The 21627-nt window shown below is 69.0% G+C and carries 20 protein-coding genes; 11 read left to right on the forward strand and 9 right to left on the reverse strand.

From position 1 onward, the window contains the following. Positions 1-48 precede the first annotated feature (48 nt). Positions 49-1164 carry a 2-aminoethylphosphonate--pyruvate transaminase gene (locus PcP3B5_RS16495; RefSeq protein ID WP_009622433.1) on the reverse strand — a complete coding sequence of 372 codons (1116 nt, stop codon included), beginning with the start codon at positions 1162-1164 and terminating at the stop codon, positions 49-51. 146 nt (positions 1165-1310) lie between these two features. Between PcP3B5_RS16495 and PcP3B5_RS16500 the strand changes: the two genes are divergently transcribed. After that, positions 1311-2180 carry a LysR substrate-binding domain-containing protein gene (locus PcP3B5_RS16500; RefSeq protein ID WP_043314358.1) on the forward strand — a complete coding sequence of 290 codons (870 nt, stop codon included), beginning with the start codon at positions 1311-1313 and terminating at the stop codon, positions 2178-2180. Positions 2181-2379: 199 nt separating this feature from the next. Here PcP3B5_RS16500 and PcP3B5_RS16505 read toward each other — a convergent pair whose 3' ends face one another. Next, positions 2380-3270, reverse strand: coding sequence for a LysR substrate-binding domain-containing protein (locus PcP3B5_RS16505; RefSeq protein ID WP_061561889.1), 891 nt, complete (start codon positions 3268-3270; stop codon positions 2380-2382). A gap of 269 nt (positions 3271-3539) precedes the next feature. Here PcP3B5_RS16505 and PcP3B5_RS16510 point away from each other — a divergent pair, with 269 nt between their 5' ends. From PcP3B5_RS16510 to PcP3B5_RS16525, 4 genes are all read left to right on the forward strand, one after another. Continuing rightward, positions 3540-4898: an MFS transporter gene (locus PcP3B5_RS16510; protein WP_043314357.1), complete on the forward strand. Its 1359-nt coding sequence runs from the start codon at positions 3540-3542 to the stop codon at positions 4896-4898. An 87-nt stretch (positions 4899-4985) separates the two neighbouring features. Then, complete coding sequence (locus tag PcP3B5_RS16515; RefSeq protein ID WP_061561890.1) at positions 4986-6374, forward strand: FAD-dependent oxidoreductase; 1389 nt, start codon at positions 4986-4988, stop codon at positions 6372-6374. A gap of 152 nt (positions 6375-6526) precedes the next feature. Beyond that, positions 6527-7048, forward strand: a complete 522-nt coding sequence (locus tag PcP3B5_RS16520) for an RNA polymerase sigma factor (RefSeq protein ID WP_009622438.1) — start codon at positions 6527-6529, stop codon at positions 7046-7048. Between the two features lie 61 nt (positions 7049-7109). Further along, on the forward strand, positions 7110-8045 hold the full coding sequence (locus tag PcP3B5_RS16525; RefSeq protein WP_082816349.1) for a FecR family protein: 936 nt from the start codon (positions 7110-7112) through the stop codon (positions 8043-8045). Here the strand turns inward: PcP3B5_RS16525 and PcP3B5_RS16530 are convergent. The 7 genes from PcP3B5_RS16530 to paaY all read right to left on the reverse strand — a co-directional run bounded on the left by PcP3B5_RS16530 (position 8042) and on the right by paaY (position 14627). Beyond that, positions 8042-8419 carry a cytochrome c3 family protein gene (locus PcP3B5_RS16530; RefSeq protein ID WP_061561891.1) on the reverse strand — a complete coding sequence of 126 codons (378 nt, stop codon included), beginning with the start codon at positions 8417-8419 and terminating at the stop codon, positions 8042-8044. The two genes, PcP3B5_RS16525 and PcP3B5_RS16530, sit on opposite strands and share 4 nt — an antisense overlap. Continuing rightward, on the reverse strand, positions 8416-9129 hold the full coding sequence (locus PcP3B5_RS16535; protein ID WP_061561892.1) for a hypothetical protein: 714 nt from the start codon (positions 9127-9129) through the stop codon (positions 8416-8418). The genes PcP3B5_RS16530 and PcP3B5_RS16535 overlap by 4 nt, the downstream gene beginning before the upstream one ends. A gap of 75 nt (positions 9130-9204) precedes the next feature. Further along, positions 9205-10695: an aldehyde dehydrogenase family protein gene (locus PcP3B5_RS16540; RefSeq protein WP_061561893.1), complete on the reverse strand. Its 1491-nt coding sequence runs from the start codon at positions 10693-10695 to the stop codon at positions 9205-9207. 67 nt (positions 10696-10762) lie between these two features. Continuing rightward, positions 10763-11164, reverse strand: a complete 402-nt coding sequence (locus tag PcP3B5_RS16545) for a c-type cytochrome (RefSeq protein WP_082816350.1) — start codon at positions 11162-11164, stop codon at positions 10763-10765. A gap of 805 nt (positions 11165-11969) precedes the next feature. Continuing rightward, positions 11970-12887 (reverse strand): transcriptional regulator FeaR, encoded by a 918-nt coding sequence (gene feaR, locus PcP3B5_RS16550; RefSeq protein WP_061561894.1) that lies wholly within the window; start codon positions 12885-12887, stop codon positions 11970-11972. Between the two features lie 139 nt (positions 12888-13026). Continuing rightward, positions 13027-13950, reverse strand: a complete 924-nt coding sequence (gene paaX / locus PcP3B5_RS16555) for a phenylacetic acid degradation operon negative regulatory protein PaaX (RefSeq protein WP_061561895.1) — start codon at positions 13948-13950, stop codon at positions 13027-13029. Between the two features lie 80 nt (positions 13951-14030). Next, positions 14031-14627, reverse strand: a complete 597-nt coding sequence (gene paaY / locus PcP3B5_RS16560; RefSeq protein ID WP_061561896.1) for a phenylacetic acid degradation protein PaaY — start codon at positions 14625-14627, stop codon at positions 14031-14033. Positions 14628-15137: 510 nt separating this feature from the next. Here paaY and paaF point away from each other — a divergent pair. The 6 genes from paaF to paaK all read left to right on the forward strand — a co-directional run bounded on the left by paaF (position 15138) and on the right by paaK (position 21376). Then, positions 15138-15911, forward strand: a complete 774-nt coding sequence (gene paaF / locus PcP3B5_RS16565; RefSeq protein WP_009622458.1) for a 2,3-dehydroadipyl-CoA hydratase PaaF — start codon at positions 15138-15140, stop codon at positions 15909-15911. Between the two features lie 44 nt (positions 15912-15955). Then, a complete protein-coding gene (gene paaG / locus PcP3B5_RS16570; RefSeq protein WP_009622460.1) occupies positions 15956-16747 on the forward strand; it encodes a 2-(1,2-epoxy-1,2-dihydrophenyl)acetyl-CoA isomerase PaaG in 792 nt (263 codons plus the stop codon). A 1-nt stretch (position 16748) separates the two neighbouring features. After that, complete coding sequence (gene paaH / locus PcP3B5_RS16575) at positions 16749-18266, forward strand: 3-hydroxyacyl-CoA dehydrogenase PaaH (protein ID WP_061561897.1); 1518 nt, start codon at positions 16749-16751, stop codon at positions 18264-18266. Beyond that, positions 18259-18705, forward strand: coding sequence for a hydroxyphenylacetyl-CoA thioesterase PaaI (gene paaI, locus PcP3B5_RS16580; RefSeq protein ID WP_061561898.1), 447 nt, complete (start codon positions 18259-18261; stop codon positions 18703-18705). Before paaH ends, paaI begins: the two co-directional genes overlap by 8 nt. Further along, the gene (gene pcaF, locus PcP3B5_RS16585) at positions 18702-19928 is read left to right on the forward strand and encodes a 3-oxoadipyl-CoA thiolase (RefSeq protein ID WP_061561899.1); all 1227 of its coding nucleotides are present in this window, start codon (positions 18702-18704) and stop codon (positions 19926-19928) included. Before paaI ends, pcaF begins: the two co-directional genes overlap by 4 nt. A 128-nt stretch (positions 19929-20056) precedes the next feature. After that, on the forward strand, positions 20057-21376 hold the full coding sequence (paaK, locus tag PcP3B5_RS16590) for a phenylacetate--CoA ligase PaaK (protein WP_061561900.1): 1320 nt from the start codon (positions 20057-20059) through the stop codon (positions 21374-21376). Positions 21377-21627 lie beyond the last annotated feature (251 nt).

Consider the following 21627-nt stretch of genomic DNA (forward strand, 5'->3'; position numbering starts at 1 on the left):
TTGCATCCTGTTGTCGGGCGCAGGCCGGGCCTGCGCCGGGAAAGGGGTTCAGATCTCGAAGACTTCCATCTCGCGCAGCGTCTGGGCGATGGCCGCCACCGCCTCGCGCATGCCCTGGGCGTCGACCTGGCCGATGCAGCCGACGCGGAAGGTTTCCACCTGGGTCAGCTTGCCCGGGTAGAGGATGTAGCCCTTCTCGCGCACCCGGTTGTAGAACTCGGTGAAGCTGTAGCGGGCATCGCGCGGGGCGTGGAAGGTGACGATGATCGGCGCCTGGATCGCCGCCGGCAGGAAGCTGCGGAATCCGAGTTTGGCCATCTCGCCCAGCAGAGTCTGGCAGTTGTCTGCGTAACGATTGTGACGGGCCGCCAGGCCGCCCTCCTCCTCGTACTGGCTCAGCGCCTCGTGCAGCGCGGCGACCACGTGGGTGGGCGGGGTGAAGCGCCATTGGCCGGTCTTGGCCATGTAGGCCTGCTGGTCCTGCAGGTCCATGGCCAGGGAATGGCAGTTGCCGGCGCTGGCCGCCAGCGACTCGTTGCGGGCGAAGACGAAGCCCATGCCGGGCACGCCTTCCAGGCACTTGCCGGAAGCGGCGATCAGCGCGTCGAAGGGCACCTTGCGAGCGTCGATGTCCAGAGCACCGAAGGAGCTCATGGCGTCGATGATCAGGCGCTTGCCGTGGGCCTCGACGACCTTGGCGATGGCTTCCAGCGGGTTGAGGATGCCGGTGCTGGTCTCGCAGTGGATCAGCGCCACGTGGGTCACGGCCGGGTCGGCGGCGAGCAGGCGGTCGACGTCCTCGGCGGTGGTCGGCACGTCCTCTTCGGTCTCGAAGGTGCTGAACTGCCGGCCGATCACCTGGCAGATCTTCGCCAGGCGCTTGCCGTAGGCGCCGTTGATCAGCACCAGCACCTTGCCGTCGCGCGGCACCAGGGTGCCCACCGCGGCCTCGACGGAGAAGGTGCCGCTGCCCTGCAGCGGCACGCAGGTGTGGCTGCCTTCGCCATGGATGATGGCCAGCAGGCGGGAACAGACATCGGCGGTCAGGGCGTTGAAATCGTTGTCCCAGGAGCCCCAGTCGACCAGCATGGCGCGGCGGGTCCGCGGGGAGGTGGTCAGGGGGCCGGGGGTCAACAGGATGGGCGCGCGCTCGGCAGTGCTCATGCTCGGTTCCTCTATCAGGGGAAAACCTGTGCGGGGTGAGGTTCTTGTCGCGGCCCGTCGAGCGGGCCTGGACATACGTTGCCAAGCGACGAGTTATCGCTCAAATTGTTTGTCATGATCCCAGGCATAAGTCGGACCTATACCCTATGAACCTGTTCCAGCTCCGCGCCTTCGACGCCGTGGCCCGCGAAGGCAGCTTCACCCGCGCCGCCGAGCGCCTGTTCATCAGCCAGCCGGCGGTGACCGGGCACGTCAAGGCGTTGGAAGAGCACTATCAGGTCAACCTGTTCCGCCGCACCGCCCGCGCCGTGGAGTTGACCGAGGAAGGCCGCCGCCTGGCGGCCATCAGCCGCACGCTGTTCGCCCTGGAGGAAGAGGCCGAGACGCTGCTGGACGCCAACCGCAAGCTGCTCAGCGGGCGCATCGAGGTGGCGGCCGACGGCCCGCACCTGGTCATGCCCCTGCTCGCCCGCCTGCGCGCGCGCTACCCCGGCATCACCGTCAACCTGCGCCTGGGCAATGCCCAGGAGACGCTGAACGCGCTGCTCAGCGAGCACGTGGACGTGGCCGTGGTGACCGAGGTGGACGAGCGGCCGGGGCTGTACCTGCGCGAGCTGGTGCAGTCGCACCTGTGCGCCCTGCTGCCGGCGGAACACGCCTGGTGCGGGCGCGGCGAAGGCATTCCACTGGCGGAGCTGGACCAGCAGATCATGGTGCTGCGCGAGCCGGACTCCATCACCCGCCGCACCTTCGACCGCGCCTGCGGCGCCCTGCCGATACAGCCACGGGTGCTGATGGAGCTGAGCAGCCGCGAGGCGGTCACCGAGGCGGTGGCGGCGGAGCTGGGCATCGGCATCGTCTCCTCGCTGGAAGTCAGCCGCGACCCGCGGGTGCGCGCCGTGCCGCTGCTCGGCGAGGCGCTGGTGAACCGGCATTCCCTCGGCTGCCTGGAGCGGCGCCGCGGCTTGCGGGTGGTGAGTGCGTTCCTGGAGCTGGCGGAGGATGGCGGGGCGTAGGCCTACCGGCGTATAACCGCGAACGGTTATACGCCCTACGGAGGGAATGACAGCGTAGCCAGGAGTATCAGGATGACTCCGGACTCACCGCTCACTCAGGACAGCCCCCTCTCCCGCTTGCGGGAGAGGGCTGGGGTGAGGGGCTCTTGAACCCAGCGCCCGGACCGCCGGCAAACCCCGTTCGCGAGCAAGCTCGCTCCTACGAAGAGCCAGCCCCCTCCCACAAATCCTCGCGCACCACATCGAGGAAGGTCGACACTATCCGCCGCGAACTCTGCTCGCGCAGGCACACCAGGGTCTCGCTCATCCGCCTTTCACAATCGACTATCGGCAAAGCATGCACCCGGCTATCGGCGCCGAACTCGGCGGCCGACACCACGCCCAGGCCGATGCCCGCCACCACCGCCTCGCGGGCGGCCTCGCGGCCTTCCACCTCGATGGCCGGGCGGATGCGCAGGCCGGCGCGGTGCATTTCCTCTTCCAGCGTCTGGCGCGTCACCGAGCCCTGCTCGCGCAGCACCAGCGGCGCGTCGTCCAGGTCCGCCAGGCGGATCGACTCGCGCCCGGCCCAGGGGTGGCCGCTGGCGACGAAGGCGACTATGGGGTCGCTGCGCAGGGTCACCGACAGCAACCGCTCGTCCTCCACCGTGCGCCCCAGCAGCGCCAGGTCGGCCCGGTAGTTGAACAGCGACTGCAGCGATTCGTCGGTGTTGCCGCTCTCGATACGCACGTGGATGCCCGGGTAGCGCTGGCAGAAACGCGCCACCTGCGGCAGCAGGTGCACCGCGGCGTCCACCGCCAGGGTCAGGTTGCCGGTCTGCAGGGCGCTGGAGGCCGCCAGCAGTTCGTGGGCCTCGGCCTCGATGACGAACAGCCGCTGGGTCACCGCCAGCAGGCGCTCGCCCAGGTCGGTCAGGCGCACCGAGCGCTTGTTGCGGTGGAACAGCAGCACGCCGTAGCGCTCCTCCAGCTTGCGCACCTGGTCGGAAACCGCCGGCTGGGTGAGGAACAGGCGCTCGGCGGCGCGGGTGAAGCTGCCGGTCAGCGCCACGGCGTGGAAGGCCTTCAGTTGCGCGTGGGAAACCTGCATGGGCCTGGCTCCGTAGGGTTCGGGAAGGTCGCCACTGTAGTCGGCCGGCGCCGTGACTTACAAGTCAGGCTTATTTTTAAAATTTGATAAATCGATTTTATTTATTTATCCGAACTTGTTTCCATGCGTTTCACCAAGGGCTCCGGCCCACGGCAACCTCACCGCATCCGCCCTGACCCGTCACCTCCGGAAAGGTACGGCCCGCTCATATAACAACAACAAGTTTTTCCCTGACTGCCGGCACTCCAACAACAACGAGGTCAGATCAGATGAGCAACCCCACCGGCACCGCAGCCCACGCGGGCAAAGGTTCCATGCAGCGCTGGCGCGTGCAGATCTTCGCGATCACCTGGCTCGCTTACGCCGCCTTCTACTTCACCCGCAAGGCCTTCTCCGTGGCCAAGCTCGGCATCGCCGAGGACACGACCTTCGAACTGGACAAGGCCATGATGGCCGACATGGACGCCATCTACCTGGCCGCCTACGCCGTGGGCCAGTTCACCTGGGGCGTCTTCGCCGACCGCTTCGGCCCGCGCATCGTGGTGTTCGGCGGCCTGGCGATCTCCACCCTCGCCGCCCTGGTCATGGGCACCTTCGCCACCGTGCCGATCTTCGCCAGTTGCATGGTCATCCAGGGCCTGGCGCAGTCCACCGGCTGGTCCGGGCTGTGCAAGAACATGGGCAGCTTCTTCGCCGCCCACGAGCGCGGCCGCATCCTCGGCCTGTGGAGCACCTGCTACGCCTTCGGCGGCCTGGTTGCCTCGCCCTTCGCCGGCTGGTGGGCCTACAGCGTGTTCGGCACCTGGCACGCGGCCTTCTATTCCTCCGCCGCGGTGGTCGGCGGCGTCGCCCTGCTGTTCCTGCTACTACAGCGCAACCGCCCGCAGGACGTCGGCCTGCCGCCGGTCGAGGCGGACGAGCCGCAGGCCGTGCACTATGCCGGCTTCCATGAGCAGGGCAAGAACCCCGGCTTCTGGGAAACCCTCGGCGCCGTGCTGCGCAATCGCACCGTGATGACCCTCGGCCTGGCCTACTTCCTGCTCAAGCCGGCGCGCTACGCCATCCTGCTGTGGGGCCCGGTGATCGTCTACGAACGCATGCCGGCCCTGGGCAAGGTGGGCGCCGCGGTGCTGCCGACCTCCTTCGAGATCGCCGGGCTGCTCGGCCCGATCCTCATCGGCCTGGCCTCGGACAAGCTGTTCGGCGCCCGGCGCATGCCCGCCTGCGTCATCAGCCTGATCGGCCTGACCGCCTGCCTGGCGCTGTTCGTCCCGGCCATGCAGACCGGCAGCGCGATGCTGGTGTTCGCCCTGCTGTTCATGATGGGCCTGACTCTCTACGGCCCGGACTCGATGATCAGCGGCGCCGCCGCCATCGACTTCGGCACCGGCAAGGCCGCGGGCACCGCCGCCGGCTTCGTCAACGGCTGCGGCTCGGTGGGCGCCATCCTCGGCGGCCTGCTGCCCGGCTACTTCGACACTTACAGCGTGTTCATCGGCTTCACCGTCACCGCGCTGATCGCCGCCGCCATCCTGGTGCCGCACTGGAACAGCCTGCCCGAAGGCGCGCGCAAGAGCGCCCCGGCCACGCCGAACCGCCCCCTGAAGGTACGCCCGGCGCGCTCCTGATTCCCGGGGCACAGGGACGTGCCCACCCCGCCCGATAAACCGCATACCGAACGCCCCTACCCTGCGCCCCGATCACGGAGACTCCCCATGCGCCCCTTCTGGCTCGCCCAGGCCCTGCAGCACGACAGCGACAGGGCCGCCCCGCTGCAACAGGACACCCGCGCCGACGTGTGCATCGTCGGCGGCGGCTACACCGGCCTGTGGACCGCCATCCAGCTCAAGGAACAGAACCCGGAGCTGGACGTGGTGATCGTCGAAGCCGACATCTGCGGCGCCGGCGCCAGCGGGCGCAACGGCGGCTGCGCGCTGTCCTGGTCGGCGAAGTTCTTCACCCTGGAGCGGCTGTTCGGCCTGGCCGAGGCGATCCGCCTGGTGAAGGCCTCCGAGCGCAGCATCCAGGCCATCGGCGAGTTCTGCGAAAAATACGGGGTGGATGCCGACTACCGCCTGGACGGCACCCTGTACACGGCGACCAACGCCGCCCAGGTCGGCGCCACCGACGGGGTGATCGCCGCGCTGGAGAAGCACGGCATCAACTCCTTCACCCGGCGCCCGCAGGAAGACGTGCGGCGCATGGCCGGCTCGGACAAGCACCTGGAAGGCTGGTTCTCCCCCGCCGCCGCCAGCGTGCAGCCGGGCAAGCTGGTGCGCGGCCTGCGCCGGGTGGCGCTGCAGCTGGGCGTGCGCCTGTACGAGGGCACGCCGATGACCGGCCTGGAGGAAGGCCACCCGGCCCGCGTGCACACGCCCAATGGCCAGGTGGCGGCGGACCGCGTGGTGCTGGCGATCAACGCCTGGATGGCGCGGGCCTTCCCGCAGTTCGAGCGCACGGTGGCCATCGTCTCCAGCGACATGATCATCACCGAGCCGCGCCCGGACCTGCTGCGGCAGATCGGCCTGACCTCGGGGGTGACCGTGCTCGACTCGCGCATCTTCGTGCACTACTACCACAACACCCCGGACGGCCGGCTCATGCTCGGCAAGGGCGGCAACACCTTCGCCTACGGCGGGCGCATGCTGCCGGTGTTCGACCAGCCCTCGCCCTACCTCGACCTGCTGCGGCGCAGCCTCGGCGAGTTCTTCCCGACCTTCGCCGAGGTGCCCATCGCCGCGAGCTGGAACGGCCCCTCCGACCGCTCGGTGACCGGCCTGCCGTTCTTCGGCCGGCTCGGCGCCGGCGGCAACATCTTCTACGGCTTCGGCTATTCCGGCAGCGGCGTCGGCCCCTGCCACATGGGCGGGCAGCTCCTCGCCTCGCTGGTGCAGGGCCTGGACGACGAGTGGACGCGCTCGCCGCTGGCCCAGGGGCCGCTCGGCCACTTCCCGCCGGAGCCAGTGCGCTACCTGGGCTCGCTGATGGTGCGCAACGCCATCCGCCGCAAGGAGCAGGCCGAGGACCACGGCCGCCGCCCGCGGCGCCTGGACGTGCGCCTGGCGAAGTTCGCTGCGGCCGCCGGCAAGGCCGACAAGGCCTGAGCCCCTCCCCCTTTTCCCTCACAAGCCGGCTGAGGGACGAGCGAGGCGCGCTTGCGGGCCTCGCTCTTTTTTTCTCGGCGCCCCGGCTTGTGCCGAGCATGCCTGTCGAACGATAATTATTCTCATCAGAAAATGACTTGCATGGACGTCGCGTGAGCCTTTCCCACCTCGACACCGTGTTCCTCGCCCAACGCACCCCGCTGCTGCGCACCCTGGCGAGAATGGTGAAGAACCCCAGCATCGCCGAAGAACTGGTCCAGGAAACCTACCTGCGCGTGGCCCGCACCCTGCGCGAGCGCCCGGTGGAACACCTGGAGCCGTTCCTCTTCCAGACCGGCCGCAACCTGGCCCTGGACCACCTGCGCCACCTGCGCATGCAATCGCGCACCCTGCTCGACGACGTGCCCCAGGAGGTGCTCCAGGCGGTGCCCTCCAGCCAGCCATCCGCCGAGGACGGCCTGCACGCCGAGCAGCTGCTGGAGCGCCTGGGCTCGGCCCTGGAACGCCTCACCCCGCGCCAGCAGCGGATCTTCATCCTCAGCCGATTGCACGGCTGCGGCTACGCGGAAATCGCCGAGCAACTGGGGGTGTCGCCCAGCACGGTGCAGAAGGAACTGAAGCTCATCATGGCCATCTGCATCGGCGTGCTCGGGCGCCTGGAGCCGCCGGCATGACGGGCTACCCATCGGCCCGCGGCTGGCCCACAATGTGCGCCCCCGATTCGAGGAACGCCGCGTGACCGCCCCGGACCCGCACCTGGCCGAAGCGCTGGACTGGCTGATCCAGCTGGAAGACGCCGACGCCGCCACCCGCGCGCGCTTCGACGCCTGGCTAGCCGCGCACCCGGCCAACGCCAGCGCCTTCCGGCACGCCAGCAGCCTGTGGGACTCGCCGCTGCTCGGGCTGGCCGCCACCGGCCTGGAAGCCCAGGCGCAGCACCAGGCGCGGCAACGCAAGCGCCGGCGCTGGCGTTCCTTCGCCGCCGCTGCCGGGCTGTTGCTGGCCCTCGGCGTGGCCCTGCAGGGCGACCTGCTGACGCACATCCGCGCCGACCACTACACCGCCGTGGGCCAGCGCCAGAGCCTGCAGCTGGCCGACGGCTCGCGCATCCTGCTGAACACCGACACCGCCCTGTCCAGCCACCTCGACGAGCAGCGCCGCAGCGCCCGGCTGTACCGCGGCGAAGCCTACTTCGACGTGGCCCACGACCGCAGCCGCCCCTTCGAGGTGGAGGCCGGCCCGGTGCAGGTGAGCGTGCGCGGCACCGCCTTCGCCGTGCGCTACCTGGGCAACGAGGCGGAAGTCAGCGTGCAGCACGGCGAGGTCGACCTGCGCAGCGCCGGCGACGACACCCGCGTCAGCCTCGGCGCCGGCGACAGCATCCGCGTCGGCCCCGGCGGCTTCGGCGAGCGCCGCCACAACGGCGAGAGCCAGCGCCTGCTGGCCTGGGTGCAGGGCCGCCTGGTGTTCGAGAACTGCCCGCTGAGCCAGGTGCTGGCCGAACTGCGGCGCTACTACCCGGGCTGGATCGTCAACGCCGACGAGCGCCTGGAAGACGTCAGCATCACCGCCAACTACCGCCTGGACGACCCGCTGGGGGCCATGCGCTCCCTCGCCCAGATCACCTCCTCGCACCTGCGCGAATACCCGCGCCTGCTGATCCTCAACTAAGGCGCGCCCGCCACCGCGGGCGGCGTGTGGCAGCCCTTGCAGGAACGCACCGGGCCGGCCTGCCGGAAGGATTGCAGGCGCTTGAGGTGGCAGCTTTCGCAGAACTGGTGGAAGTCGTGCTCGATGGTCACGGCCAGCTGCGGCGACTCCTTGTGGCAGAGCACGCAGGTGCGGCTGCCGCTGGGCGAGGCCGAGGTGGAGCGGTCGACGAAGTCGTGGTGGCAGGTGACGCAGTTGATGCTGCCGTGGTTGGTGTGGTCGAAGTTCATCGGCAGCAGCGGGTGCTGGCGCACCAGTTGGTCGTGGCCATGCCGCGCGCCGAGGACGAAGGCCGCCAGCAGCGGGATGGCCAACAGCAGGTACCAGCGCTTCATAGCAGCGGCAGGTCGACGCTGCCGAGCAGCGCATAGAGCCCGGCCAGGGCCAGGCCGGCGCAGAGCACGCCCAGGCTCAGGCGGCTGGCCAGGTAGGCGCTGTGCCGCCGGCGCCCGCCCTCGGCATAGTGCGGCGTGGGCCGCGGCAGCCGCGGCCAGGCCAGCGCGGCGACGCTGAGCACGCCCCAGAGCACGGCCTTCCAGGTGGCGCCGCTGTAGTAGCCGGCGCCGATCATGTGCACGCCGGCCAGCACGACGATGGCCGCGCTCCACCCATAATGCCAGCGGCGGAAGTCCGCATGCCTGGGCCAGATGCGCCGGCGCACGGCGGTCAGGCTCAGCGGCAGGATCAGCAGCAGGAGCAGGGTCGCGCCATCGGCGGCGAGCATGTGCCAGGGCGCGCCGGGCAGCAGTTCGTCGAGCACCAGCGGCTCGTCCACCAGCAGCACCGCCACGTGGACGACCAGCAATACGGCGGCGACGAACGACAGGTCGCGGTGCAGCACCATGAAGAACTTGCCATCGTGCCGCGGCCGGGCCATGGGCTTGCCGGTGTAGGCGAACAGCAGCAGGAACAGAGCCCCGGCGACGAAGCCGGCGACGTTGGCGAAGTCCCAGGCCGGGTGCACGCCGGGCATGGCGTCGAGCAGGAAGATGGCGGCGAACGGCAGCAGGCAGGCCAGCGCCACGCGCAGGGTCAGGGCGAACATGCGATCAGCCTCCTCTGCCGCCATCCGGGAAAGCGGCGTAGCGTGCCGCCGCGCGGCACGCTACGCAAGGCGCCCTCAGTGGGCGATGCACACCGACTTGATCTCGGTGTAGGCCTCGACCACCGCGCGGCCGAACTCGCGGCCCATGCCGGACTGCTTGACGCCGCCGAAGGGCATGCTCGGGTCCAGCAGCACGTGGGCGTTGACCCACACGGTGCCGGATTCGATGCGCGGCACCAGGTTCATCGCGCGGGTCAGGTCGTTGGTCCACAGGCTGGCGCCCAGGCCGTACTCGCTGTCGTTGGCCATCTCGATGGCCTGGTCCTCTTCCTTGAAGGAAAGCACCGCCAGCACCGGGCCGAAGACTTCATTGTGGGCCACGGCCATGTCCTGGGTGACGTCGGCCAGCACGGTCGGGCGCACGAAGAAACCGTCGCAGTCCATCGGCTCACCGCCGCAGACCACCCGGGCGCCTTCGCGGCGGGCGGTCTCGATGTGCTTGAGCACCGAGGCCTGCTGCTTGCGCGACACCAGCGGGGTGATCTGCGCAGTGTCGTCCATGCCCTGGCCGATGCTCATGCCGGCGACCACCGCGCCGAGCTTCTCGACGAACTCGGCGTAGCGCGACTCGTGCACATAGAAGCGCGAGGCCGCGGCGCAGACCTGGCCGCTGTTGAGCAGGCCGCCCAGCAGCGCGCCCTGCACGGCCTTGTCGATGTCGGCGTCGGCCAGGATGATCATCGGGTTCTTGCCGCCCAGTTCCAGGGCGAAGCGCGTCATGTTCTGCATGGCGGCGATGCCGACGCTGCGGCCCACCGCGGTGGAGCCGGTGAAGGACACCTTGCTGATCAGCTTGTGCGAAGCCAGGCCGCCGCCGATGCGCGCACCGTCGCCGGTGACCAGGTTGAACACCCCGGCCGGCACGCCCGCCTCGAAGGCCAGCTCGGCCAGGCGCAGGGCGGTCAGCGGGGTTTCCGAAGCGGGCTTGATGACCACGGTGTTGCCGGTGGCCAGGGCCGGCATCAGCTTCCACACGGCGATCATCAGCGGGAAGTTCCAGGGCACGATGCCGGCGACCACGCCCACTGGCTCGCGGCGGGTGAAGGCGGTGAACTTGGTGCCCGGCGGCAGCGGGATGGACACGTCCAGGGACTGGCCCTCGATCTTGGTCGCCCAGCCGGCCATGTAGCGCATGAACTCGACGGTGGCGCCGACGTCGAGCATGCGCGTCAGGTTGATCGACTTGCCCTGGCTGAGGGTTTCCAGCTGGGCCAGTTCCTCGGCGTGCTGCTCCACCAGGTCGGCGAAGCGCAGCAGGATGCGCTCGCGGTCGGCCGGGCGCAGGTCGGACCAGACGCGCGACTTGAAGGCGGCGTGGGCGGATTTCACGGCGCGGTCGAGCATGTCGGTATCGATGTCGGCGATCTGCGCGATGGTTTCGCCGGTGGCCGGGTTGAGCACGTCGCTGGTGGGGCCGTCGTAGGCCACCCAGGCGCCGTCGATGAAGCAGCCGTGGCGGCGCTGGAGGAACTCGGCGACCTGCGGCAGGGTTGCGGTGATGCTCATGGTGACTCCTGTTCTTGCGGCCCGCGGGCCAGGCAGGGAACCGCTCGCCGGGAGCGGCCGGGAAAGGTCAGTGCTGCTGGCTCAGCCACAGGCTCAGGGCCTTGCGCTCGTCGGCGTCGGCCAGGCCCTGGTAGGGCATGTAGGTGCCCGGCACGGCGGCCTGGGGCTGGGTGACGAAGGCTTCGAGGCTCTCGCGGCTCCAGGCCGCGCCCTTGTCCTTCATCGCCTGGGAATAGCTGAAACCGGCCAGGGAGCCGGCGTTGCGGCCGATCACCCCATGCAGGTTCGGCCCCATGATGTTGGCACCGCCGGCATTGGCGGTATGGCAAACGGAGCAGTCGCGCTCGAAAACGGCCTGGCCCTTGGCGGCCAGGTCATCGGCCAGGGCCAGCCCGGACTGGGCGCCGGCCACGGCCAGCAACAGGCCGCAGAGGCCGGTCTTGATTCGGGTTTTCACGGTGAAAAGCATGCAGGGGCACTCTCGATCGATTCTTATCGGCCGGGCACAAGGCAGGTGCCGGTCGAGGACGATTGTCGCCAGGGGCGCGAGTGCGGGTGTTTTTCTGTGTGCCAGTCGTGTTGGTGGGGGTGCCAGAAGAGCCGCTGGAGGCTGGAAGCTGGAAGCAAGAGCGGTGGGGTCAACCGTCTCGCCGGCTGCGCCGAGGGGCTTTCGTGGCTTTTCGTTTGCGAAACCCATGCGGTGGGGGCGATGGGTATCGCTTCGCTCAACCCATCCTACGGGGCTGGGAGGCTATGGTGCCGGCCCCAAGAGCACCCTCTCCCTAACCCTCTCCCTGAAGGGAGAGGGGACCGTTGGGCAGGGTTGGATGTTCTGGAGTTAGCCGGCTAGCACAGGGATTGCCGTCTGGAACCAGGCCCCCTCTCGGCACGGACAAGCCCCCTCTCCCTTCAGGGAGAGGGCTGGGGAGAGGGAGCGGAGTCGACCTGATATGCCAGTGCCACAGGGAGCCCCCGTTCGCGAGCAAGCTCGCTCCTACGAAAAGCAGGTGCGCGCAGCCGGCCTGGCTAGCACCGCGGACTCCAGCTGAAACCATTTCTCCTCTCGGCACGGACAGCCCCCTCTCCCGCTTGCGGGAGAGGGTTGGGGAGAGGGGCTCTTCACGCTCTTGCTTGCAGCTTGCAGCCGGGGTGGCGTTCTGGCCGACGGCGGATAACCGCGAACGGTTATTCGCCCTACGAAGCTGCCTCTCTCCCTTCAGAGAGGTGCTCTTGGCGCTCTTGCTTCCAGCTTCCAGCCTCCAGCGGCTCTTATATCAATGCACATACCGCTTCCGATACTCCCCCGGCGAAACCCCGAAGCGCGACTTGAACGCCGTGGAGAAGTAGCTGGAATCCGAGAACCCCCAGGCATACCCCAGCGCCGACAGCTTCTGCTCGCCCGCCGCGTTGCGCAGGGATTCGGCGCAGAAGTCCAGGCGGCGGTTCTTGATGTACTGCGCCACCACCAGGCCCTTCTTGGCGAACATGCGGTACAGGCCGCGCACCGATACCCCCACTTCGCGGGCGATCAGTTCCGGGCAGAGTTCCTCGGCGCCGATGTGCTCGTCGATGAAGGCCAGCGCCTTGCGGAACAGCCTTTCATGGCTGTCGCCCTCGGCTTCCGCGCCGGCCAGCGCCGGGCGCAGCAGGCTGACCAGGGCGTCGAGGGTGGCCTCGCTTTCCTGCATGCCCAGGCCGTTCTGGCGGGTGGTTTCGAGGATCAGGGTGTTGGCCAGCACCGCCACCGGCGAGCTGGCCGGGATGCGCCGCGCGCAGTCGATGCCGGAGAAGCGCAGGCCGCGCTCCAGCACCTGGCGCGGGAGGATCAGCGACAGCTGCCGCGAGTCTTCCTCGTAGGTCATGTCGCAGGGGCGGTTGGCGTCCACCAGGGTGATGTCGCCGCGCGCCAGCTGCACGCGGCTGCCGTCCTGCTCCAGGCGCGAGCGCCCGTCGAGCTGGAACACCGCGTAGAAGTGGCCGTTGCCGCTGGCGCTGACCTCCTTGCTGGTGCGGTACAGGTGCACCTGGGACATGTCGACCACGCTGAGCTTGATGGCACCGCCCTGGTACTCCCGCAGCTTCCCGTGGAAGGACGGCCCCAGGGTGCGCGCGTCGAAACGCCCGCACGCCTGGTTGACCTGGCACAACCACGCTTCGAAAGCCTCATCCCTGGAAATCGATGAAGGGTTCATGACCTAAAGCCTCATGCACGCATTGTTTTTATCAGCGGACGCTCAGGCAGGCGCCCGTCATGGTCCGGCCGTCCGGCCGGTGGTCCCGCAGCGCCGCCTCGGTCCGGCGCTTGTGAAGCATGTTTCGAGCCAGCCTGGCTCAGTTCAATCCTCCGAAGCGCCGGTAGAAGCTCTCGCCGGCATCCGGCAAGGGGCCGTCGGCGGTCTCCAGGGCGCTGTTCAGCCACACCTCGGCCCTGGCGTACACCAGGCGGTAGAGGTTGCGGCACAGCTGCCGCGCCGCGCGCCCTTCCCAGTCGCCGGGGAGCAGTTCGTCCGGCAGTTGCGGGTCGCGCAGTAGCAATTTGCGATATTCGTGGATCAGCAGGGTGCGCGCCAGGAAACAGTCCTGGGCATCCGGCTCGCCCGGCTCGCGCAGCGCCTGCCACAACGGGCGGAACAGGCGGATGAATTCGCTGTAGTGCTGGCCCAGTTCGTCGATCTTCCAGCTCTCGCGCACCTGCAGGCGCATGGCCTTGGAGGCGAGCACCTCCTGGGCGTGGGTCTCGAAGACGATGCTGTCGTCCAGCGCGTCCAGGTCCAGCAGGGTCGCGGTGAGGTCGGCGCGGTCGCAGCGCGGGCAGGCCAGCACGCTCGGGGCGATGGCGCCGAAGCCCTGCCATTCCAGCTCCTCGCGCACCTGCTTGCGCTTGTCCGCCGCCAGTTGCGACAGCAGCACCAGCGTCCAGGCGCCGTCCCAGGCCGGCAGGCCGGGGCTGTACACGCGCTTGAAGGCCTTCTCGAAACGCCGCCGGCCGGTGCCGGTGAGGCTGTAGTAGCTGCGCCGGCCGACCTTCTCGGCGGTCAGCCAGCCTTCCTTGGTCAGGCGGAAGATCGAAGTGCGGATCAGCCGCTCGTTGATCCCCATGGGCTCCAGCAGGCCGATCAGGCTGCCCAGCCAGACGGTGCCGCCATGGGGTTCGATGGCGTCGCCATAAAGGGTGATGATCAGCGAACTGGCGCGGATCGGCGTCTGTTCCTGGAAGCGGGCGATCAGTTGGTTCAGCGGGGCGAGACTGCTCATGGCTCGGTCGGGCGCGGATAAAGCGCCGACTATACCTGCCCGCCGGGCCGCCTGGCCATTGGAGCGAACCCCAATGAAGCTCATGCGCCCTGCCCCTTCGGGCGGAACCCGGAATCGCCCAGGCGCGGGCGGCCGGCCTCCACCGCGGCCAGCGGCTGGCATTCCACCAAGCTGGCCAGGCAGCGCTTGCTCAATTGCTGGTATTCGGCGGTGCCGCGCTGCTTCCAGGCGATTTCCTGCTCGCTCAGCTCGCGCTTGACCGTGGCCGGCGAGCCCATCACCAGGCTCTGCGGCGGGCATTCGAAACCGGCCTTGACGAAGGCGGTGGCGGCGACGATGCAGCGCTCGCCGATGTGCGCCTTGTCCATCACCACCGCGTTCATCCCCACCAGGGCGTCGGCGCCGATGCGGCAGCCGTGCAGCACCGCGCCATGGCCGATGTGGCCGTTGCGCTCGACCACCGTGTCGCTGTCCGGGAAGCCATGCATGACGCAGGTGTCCTGCAGGTTGGCGCCCTCCTCCAGGATGATCCGCCCGAAGTCGCCGCGCAGCGCCGTCAGCGGCCCCACGTAGCAGCCGGGGCCGACGATGACGTCGCCGATCAGCACCGCCGTGGGGTGGACATAGGCGGTCGGGTCGACCACCGGGGTCAGACCTTCAAGGCTGTAGCAGGGCATCTCAGGCCTCCTCTTCGGGCAGTTCGAGGTGGCGCTGCACCCTGAACGGGCATCCAGCTTCGGCGAAGGGTTCCAGCGCGCAGGCGACGGACGGCATCGGGGTGGCTCCTTGTGCACGGCGGCGCCAGGGGCGCCGGCAAGGCGGGACGGGAAAGCGACCCGTCGTGATTCGTTGTTTGGAAAATCTTGTATCACAACAAATCCGATCGTCAATGCGCCCGATGCTGTATCGCTTTCCCGAGCGACCACCGGCACGCCTGCCAAGCCGCAAACCCTATAGCTCTCAGCCCTTGCCCAACGGGCTTCGCAGCCCCTTGCGGAAGCCCGAACCTGGCAGCTCGCTCGACATACGAGACACATAAATCAATTTTGTTATTGTTGTTTTGTATCACTTAAGGCATATACTGGATGCCAGCCAGGGCCCGTCCGCACCCAAAGAGGCGCGACGGGCCCGCATAACAATTCCAATGAGCCGGCCTCAGGCCGTGCGTGCAGCCTGAGGAGCTTTACATGCCTCGTACCCTCGCCGTGCAGGCGCCCGAGGACGGCGTCCGCCTGATCACCCTGCAGCGCCCCGAGGCGCTCAACGCCCTGAACACCGAACTGCTGGGCGAACTGGCCGCGGAACTGGACGCCGCCGAGCGCGACGCCGAGACCCGCGTGGTGGTCATCACCGGCAGCCGCAAGGCCTTCGCCGCCGGCGCCGACATCAAGGAGATGGCCGAGCGCGACCTGGTCGGCATCCTCGACGACCCGCGCGTAGCCCACTGGCAGCGCATCACCGCCTTCGCCAAGCCGCTGATCGCCGCGGTCAACGGCTTCGCCCTGGGCGGCGGCTGCGAACTGGCGATGCACGCCGACATCCTCATCGCCGGCGAGGACGCCCGCTTCGGCCAGCCGGAAATCAACCTCGGCATCATCCCCGGCGCCGGCGGCACCCAGCGCCTGCTGCGCGCGGTGGGCAAGTCCCTGGCCATGCAGATGGTCCTCACCGGCGAGGCCATCGACGCCCGCCACGCCCTGCGCGCCGGCCTGGTCAGCGAAGTCACCCAACCCGAATTCACCGTCGAGCGTGCCTTGCAGGTCGCCCGCGTCATCGCGCGCAAGGCGCCGCTGGCCGTGCGCATGGCCAAGGAAGCGCTGCTCAAGGCCCAGGACACGGACCTGGCCAGCGGCCTGCGCTTCGAGCGCCACGCCTTCACCCTGCTGGCCGGCACCGCCGACCGCGAGGAAGGCATCCGCGCCTTCCAGGAAAAACGCCCGGCGCGCTTCCTCGGCCGCTGAAGCCTCTTCCTTTCTATATACCGATTGATGGAGCGAGCCCGCCCATGACCTTCGAGCACATCCTGTTTTCCATCGAGGACGGCGTCGCCCTCCTCAGCCTGAACCGCCCGGAGCAGCTGAACAGCTTCAACGCCAGGATGCACGGCGAGGTGCGCGAAGCGCTCAAGCAGGTGCGCCAGAGCGAAGAGGCCCGCGTGCTGTTGCTGACCGGCGAAGGCCGCGGCTTCTGCGCCGGGCAGGACCTGTCCGACCGCAATGTCGCCCCGGGCGCCGAGATGCCCGACCTGGGCGAGTCCATCGAGAAGTTCTACAACCCGCTGATCCGCACCCTGCGCGACCTGCCGCTGCCGGTCATCTGCGCGGTCAACGGCGTGGCCGCCGGCGCCGGGGCGAACATCCCGCTGGCCTGCGACCTGGTCCTGGCGGCGCGTTCGGCCAGCTTCATCCAGGCCTTCTGCAAGATTGGCCTGATCCCCGATTCCGGCGGCACCTGGACGCTGCCGCGGCTGGTCGGCCTGGCCCGCGCCAAGGCCCTGGCCCTGCTGGGCAACCGCCTGTCCGCCGAGCAGGCCGAGCAATGGGGCCTGATCTACCAGGTGGTGGACGATGCCAACCTGCGCGAGGAAGCCCTCAAGCTGGCCCGCCACCTGGCCACCCAGCCGACCTACGGCCTGGCGCTGATCAAGCGCAGCCTCAACGCCAGCCTGAACAACAGCTTCGACGAGCAGCTGGAGCTGGAGCGCGACCTGCAGCGCCTGGCCGGGCGCAGCGAGGACTACCGCGAAGGCGTCGGCGCCTTCATGGAAAAACGCACCCCCAGCTTCAAGGGCCGCTGACATGCACGCACTGGATATCAATGCCCAGGTCGCGGTGATCGGCGCCGGCGCCATGGGCGCCGGCATCGCCCAGGTGGCGGCCCAGGCCGGCCACCCGGTGAAGCTCTACGACAACCGCCCGGGCGCCGCCGCCCAGGCCATCGACGGCATCGACCGCCAGCTCGGCCGCCTGGTCGAGAAAGGCAAGCTCGACGCCGAGCAGCGCAGCGCCATAGTCGCTCGCCTGCAACCGGTGGAAGCCATCGAGGCCCTGGCCGATGCGCGCCTGGTAATCGAGGCCATCGTCGAGAACCTGGAGGTCAAGCGCGGCCTGCTGAACCAGCTGGAAGCGCTGTGCGCGGCCGACTGCATCCTCGCCAGCAACACCTCCTCGCTGTCCATCACCAGCCTCGCCGCCGGCCTCAAGCACCCCGAGCGGGTGATCGGCATGCACTTCTTCAACCCGGCGCCGCTGATGGCCCTGGTGGAAATCGTCTCGGGCCTTGCGACCTGCCCGGAACTGGCCAAGGCCCTGCACGCCACCGCGAAGCACTGGGGCAAGCAGCCGGTGCATACCCGCTCCACCCCCGGCTTCATCGTCAACCGCGTGGCCCGCCCGTTCTACGCCGAAAGCCTGCGCCTGCTGCAGGAAGGCGCCGCCGACTGCGCCAGCCTCGACGCCCTGCTGCGCGATGCCGGCGGCTTCCGCATGGGCGCCTTCGAGCTGACCGACCTGATCGGCCACGACGTCAACTACGCGGTGACCTGCTCGGTATTCGCCGCCTACTACGGCGACTTCCGCTTCCAGCCCTCGCTGATCCAGAAGGAGCTGGTGGACGCCGGCCGCCTGGGCCGCAAGAGCGGCCGTGGCTTCTACGACTATGCCGAAGGCGCCGAGCGCCCGCAGGCGGCCGAGCTGGACAGCATCGCCGAAGTGGCCTGCTGCGTGGTCGAAGGCGACCTGGGCGTGGCCCAGCCGCTGGTGCAGCGCCTGAAGGATGCCGGCGTGCAAGTGATCGAGCGCGCCGGCAGCGGCCTGCTGCGCGTCGGCGACGCGGTGCTGGCGCTCTCCGACGGCCGCCTGGCCAGCCTGCGCGCCAAGGACGACGGCCTGCGCAACCTGGTGCTGTTCGACCTGGCGCTGGACTACGCCAAGGCCTCGCGCATCGCCATCGGCTGGTCCGCCGACACCAGCGCCGAAGCCCGCGACCAGGCCGTGGCCCTGCTGCGCCGCGCCGGCCTGAAGGTCACCGCCCTGGCCGACCTGCCCGGCCTGGCCGTGCTGCGCACCGTGGCCATGCTCGCCAACGAAGCGGCAGACGCCGTGCTGCAAGGCGTGGGCTCGGCCGCCGACATCGACCTGGCCATGCGCGCCGGCGTCAACTACCCGCGCGGCCCGCTGGCCTGGGCCGAAGCCATCGGCGTCGGCTACGTGCTGCGCACTCTGGACAACCTGCAACGCAGCTACGGCGAGGAACGCTACCGCCCGTCCCTGCTGCTGCGCCGCAAGCACGCCGAAGGGAGCCGCCTGTATGACTGAACGCACCCCCGAACGACTGGCCCGCGCCTGCGCCGACGCCATGTTCAGCCGCGACCAGGCCACCCAGCGCCTGGGCATCGCCCTGCTCGACGCCGGCCCCGGCAGCGCGCAACTGCGCATGCCGGTGCGCGAGGACATGATCCAGGGCCACGGCACCTGCCACGGCGGCTTCCTCTTCGCCCTGGCCGACTCGGCCTTCGCCTTCGCCTGCAACAGCTATGACGAAGCCACCGTGGCCATCGGCTGCAGCATCGACTACGTGGCCCCGGCGCGCCTGGGCGACGAACTGACCGCCACGGCCAGCGAGCAGAGCCGCAGCGGCCGCACCGGCAACTACGACGTGCGCATCGAAAACCAGCACGGACAGCTGATCGCCCTGTTCCACGGCAAATCCTACAAAGTGCGCGGCACCGTGCTGACGCAGGAGACCCCCGAATGACCAACGCCACCCTCAGCGACGCCCTGATCATCGACGCCGTGCGCACGCCCATCGGCCGCTACGCCGGCGCCCTCAGCAGCGTGCGCGCCGACGACCTCGCCGCCATCCCGCTCAAGGCCCTGGTGCAGCGCCACCCGCAGCTGGACTGGAGCGCCATCGACGACGTCATCCTCGGCTGCGCCAACCAGGCCGGCGAGGACAACCGCAACGTCGCGCACATGGCCTCGCTGCTGGCCGGTCTGCCCCAGGAAGTGCCGGGCACCACCATCAACCGCCTGTGCGGCTCGGGCCTGGACGCCATCGGCAACGCCGCCCGCGCCCTGCGCTGCGGCGAGGCCGGGCTGATGCTCGCCGGCGGCGTGGAATCCATGTCCCGCGCGCCCTTCGTCATGGGCAAGTCCGAGCAGGCCTTCGGCCGCACGGCAGAGATCTTCGACACCACCATCGGCTGGCGCTTCGTCAACAAGCTGATGAAGGCGCAGTTCGGCATCGACTCCATGCCGGAAACCGCGGAGAACGTCGCCGAACAGTTCGACATCTCCCGCGCCGACCAGGACGCCTTCGCCCTGCGCAGCCAGCACAAGGCCGCCGCCGCCCAGGCCCGCGGCCGCCTGGCGAAGGAAATCGTCCCGGTGGAAATTCCCCAGCGCAAAGGCCCGGCCAAGGTGGTCGAGCATGACGAGCACCCGCGCGGCGACACCACCCTGGAACAGTTGGCCAGGCTCGGCACGCCGTTCCGCGAAGGCGGCAGCGTCACCGCCGGCAACGCCTCGGGGGTCAACGACGGCGCCTGCGCGCTGCTGCTGGCCAGCCCGCAGGCGGCCCAGCGCCACGGCCTGAAGGCCCGCGGCCGGGTGGTCGGCATGGCGGTGGCCGGCGTCGAGCCGCGGATCATGGGCATCGGCCCGGTGCCGGCGACGCGCAAGGTGCTGGAGCTGACCGGCCTGAGCCTCAACGACATGGACGTGATCGAACTCAACGAAGCCTTCGCCGCCCAGGGCCTGGCCGTGCTGCGCGAACTGGGCCTGGCCGACGACGACGCGCGGGTCAACCCCAACGGCGGCGCCATCGCCCTGGGCCACCCGCTGGGCATGAGCGGCGCGCGCCTGGTCACCACCGCGCTGCACGAACTGGAAGAGCGCGGCGGCCGCTACGCCCTGTGCACCATGTGCATCGGCGTCGGCCAGGGCATCGCCATGGTCATCGAGCGCCTGCCGCAGTAACTCTGGCAGGGACGCCAAAGACCCTGGCCAGAAGCGCAAAGACCGGATTCCGCGGGGGGCGTATCCTCCCCCCATGACACTCGCAGCCCGCACGCGGGCTGGCGTACAAGAACAAATCGAGTGAACCCATGAATATGTACCATGATGCCGAACGCGCCCTGCTCGACCCGCTGGAGACCGCCAGCGTCGATGAACTGCGCCAGCACCAGTTGGACCGTCTGCGCTGGAGCCTGAAGCACGCCTACGACAACGTCCCACTGTACCGCCAGCGCTTCGCCGAAGCCGGCGTGCACCCCGACGACCTGAAATCCCTCGACGACCTGGCGAAGTTCCCCTTCACCGGCAAGAACGACCTGCGCGACAACTACCCCTACGGCATGTTCGCCGTGCCGCAGAGCGAGATCGTGCGCCTGCACGCCTCCAGCGGCACCACCGGCAAGCCCACCGTGGTCGGCTACACGCAGAACGACATCGACACCTGGGCCAACGTGGTGGCGCGCTCGATCCGCGCCGCCGGCGGGCGCAAGGGCGACAAGGTCCACGTGTCCTACGGCTATGGCCTGTTCACCGGCGGCCTGGGCGCCCACTACGGCGCCGAGCGCCTGGGTTGCACGGTGATCCCGATGTCCGGCGGCCAGACCGAGAAGCAGGTCCAGCTGATCCGCGACTTCCAGCCGGACATCATCATGGTCACCCCGTCCTACATGCTCAACCTGGCCGACGAGATCGAGCGCCAGGGCATCGACCCGCACAGCCTCAAGCTGCGCCTGGGCATCTTCGGCGCCGAGCCGTGGACCGCCGAACTGCGCCGAGCCGTGGAAGAGCGCCTGGGCATCACCGCCCTGGACATCTACGGGCTGTCCGAGATCATGGGCCCGGGTGTGGCCATGGAATGCGCCGAGACCAAGGACGGCCCGACCGTCTGGGAAGACCACTTCTACCCGGAGATCATCGACCCGGCCACCGGCGCGGTGCTGCCCGACGGCGAATACGGCGAGCTGGTGTTCACCTCGCTGTCCAAGGAAGCGCTGCCGATGATCCGCTACCGCACCCGCGACCTCACCCGCCTGCTGCCGGGCACCGCGCGGCCGATGCGGCGCATCGACAAGATCACCGGGCGCAGCGACGACATGCTGATCATCCGCGGGGTGAACGTGTTCCCCACGCAGATCGAAGAGCAGGTGCTTAAAGTGAAACAGTTGGCCGAAGTCTACGAAATCCACCTGTATCGCAACGGCAACATGGACAGCATGGACGTGCACGTCGAGCTCAAACACGAACTGCAGCACCTGGACGCCGAGCAGCAGAAACAGGTGGCCAACGAGCTGAGCAAGCAGGTGAAGACGCACATCGGCATCAGCGCGCGCATCCTGATCCAGCCGTTCCACAGCCTCAAGCGCTCCGAAGGCAAGGCCTGCCACGTGTTCGACAAACGCAACCAGGGCTGATCGCCCCGCGCCACGAAAACCCCGCCGAGGCGGGGTTTTTCGTTTGCACGCGGTGCCCTGCCGGCGATTGCGCCGTGATGCTTTTCGTAGGATGGGTTGAGCGAAGCGATACCCATCACCATGGCCCGATGGGTATCGCAAGCTCAACCCATCCTACGGGGCTGCGGCGGGGAGTTTCTCGTTGGCACGCGACCCCACACCCTGTAGGAGCGAGCTTGCTCGCGAACGCTCTTGCGCTGGGCGGTTCGCTC

The organism is Pseudomonas citronellolis (assembly GCF_001586155.1).
GTDB classification, from domain to species: domain Bacteria; phylum Pseudomonadota; class Gammaproteobacteria; order Pseudomonadales; family Pseudomonadaceae; genus Pseudomonas; species Pseudomonas citronellolis.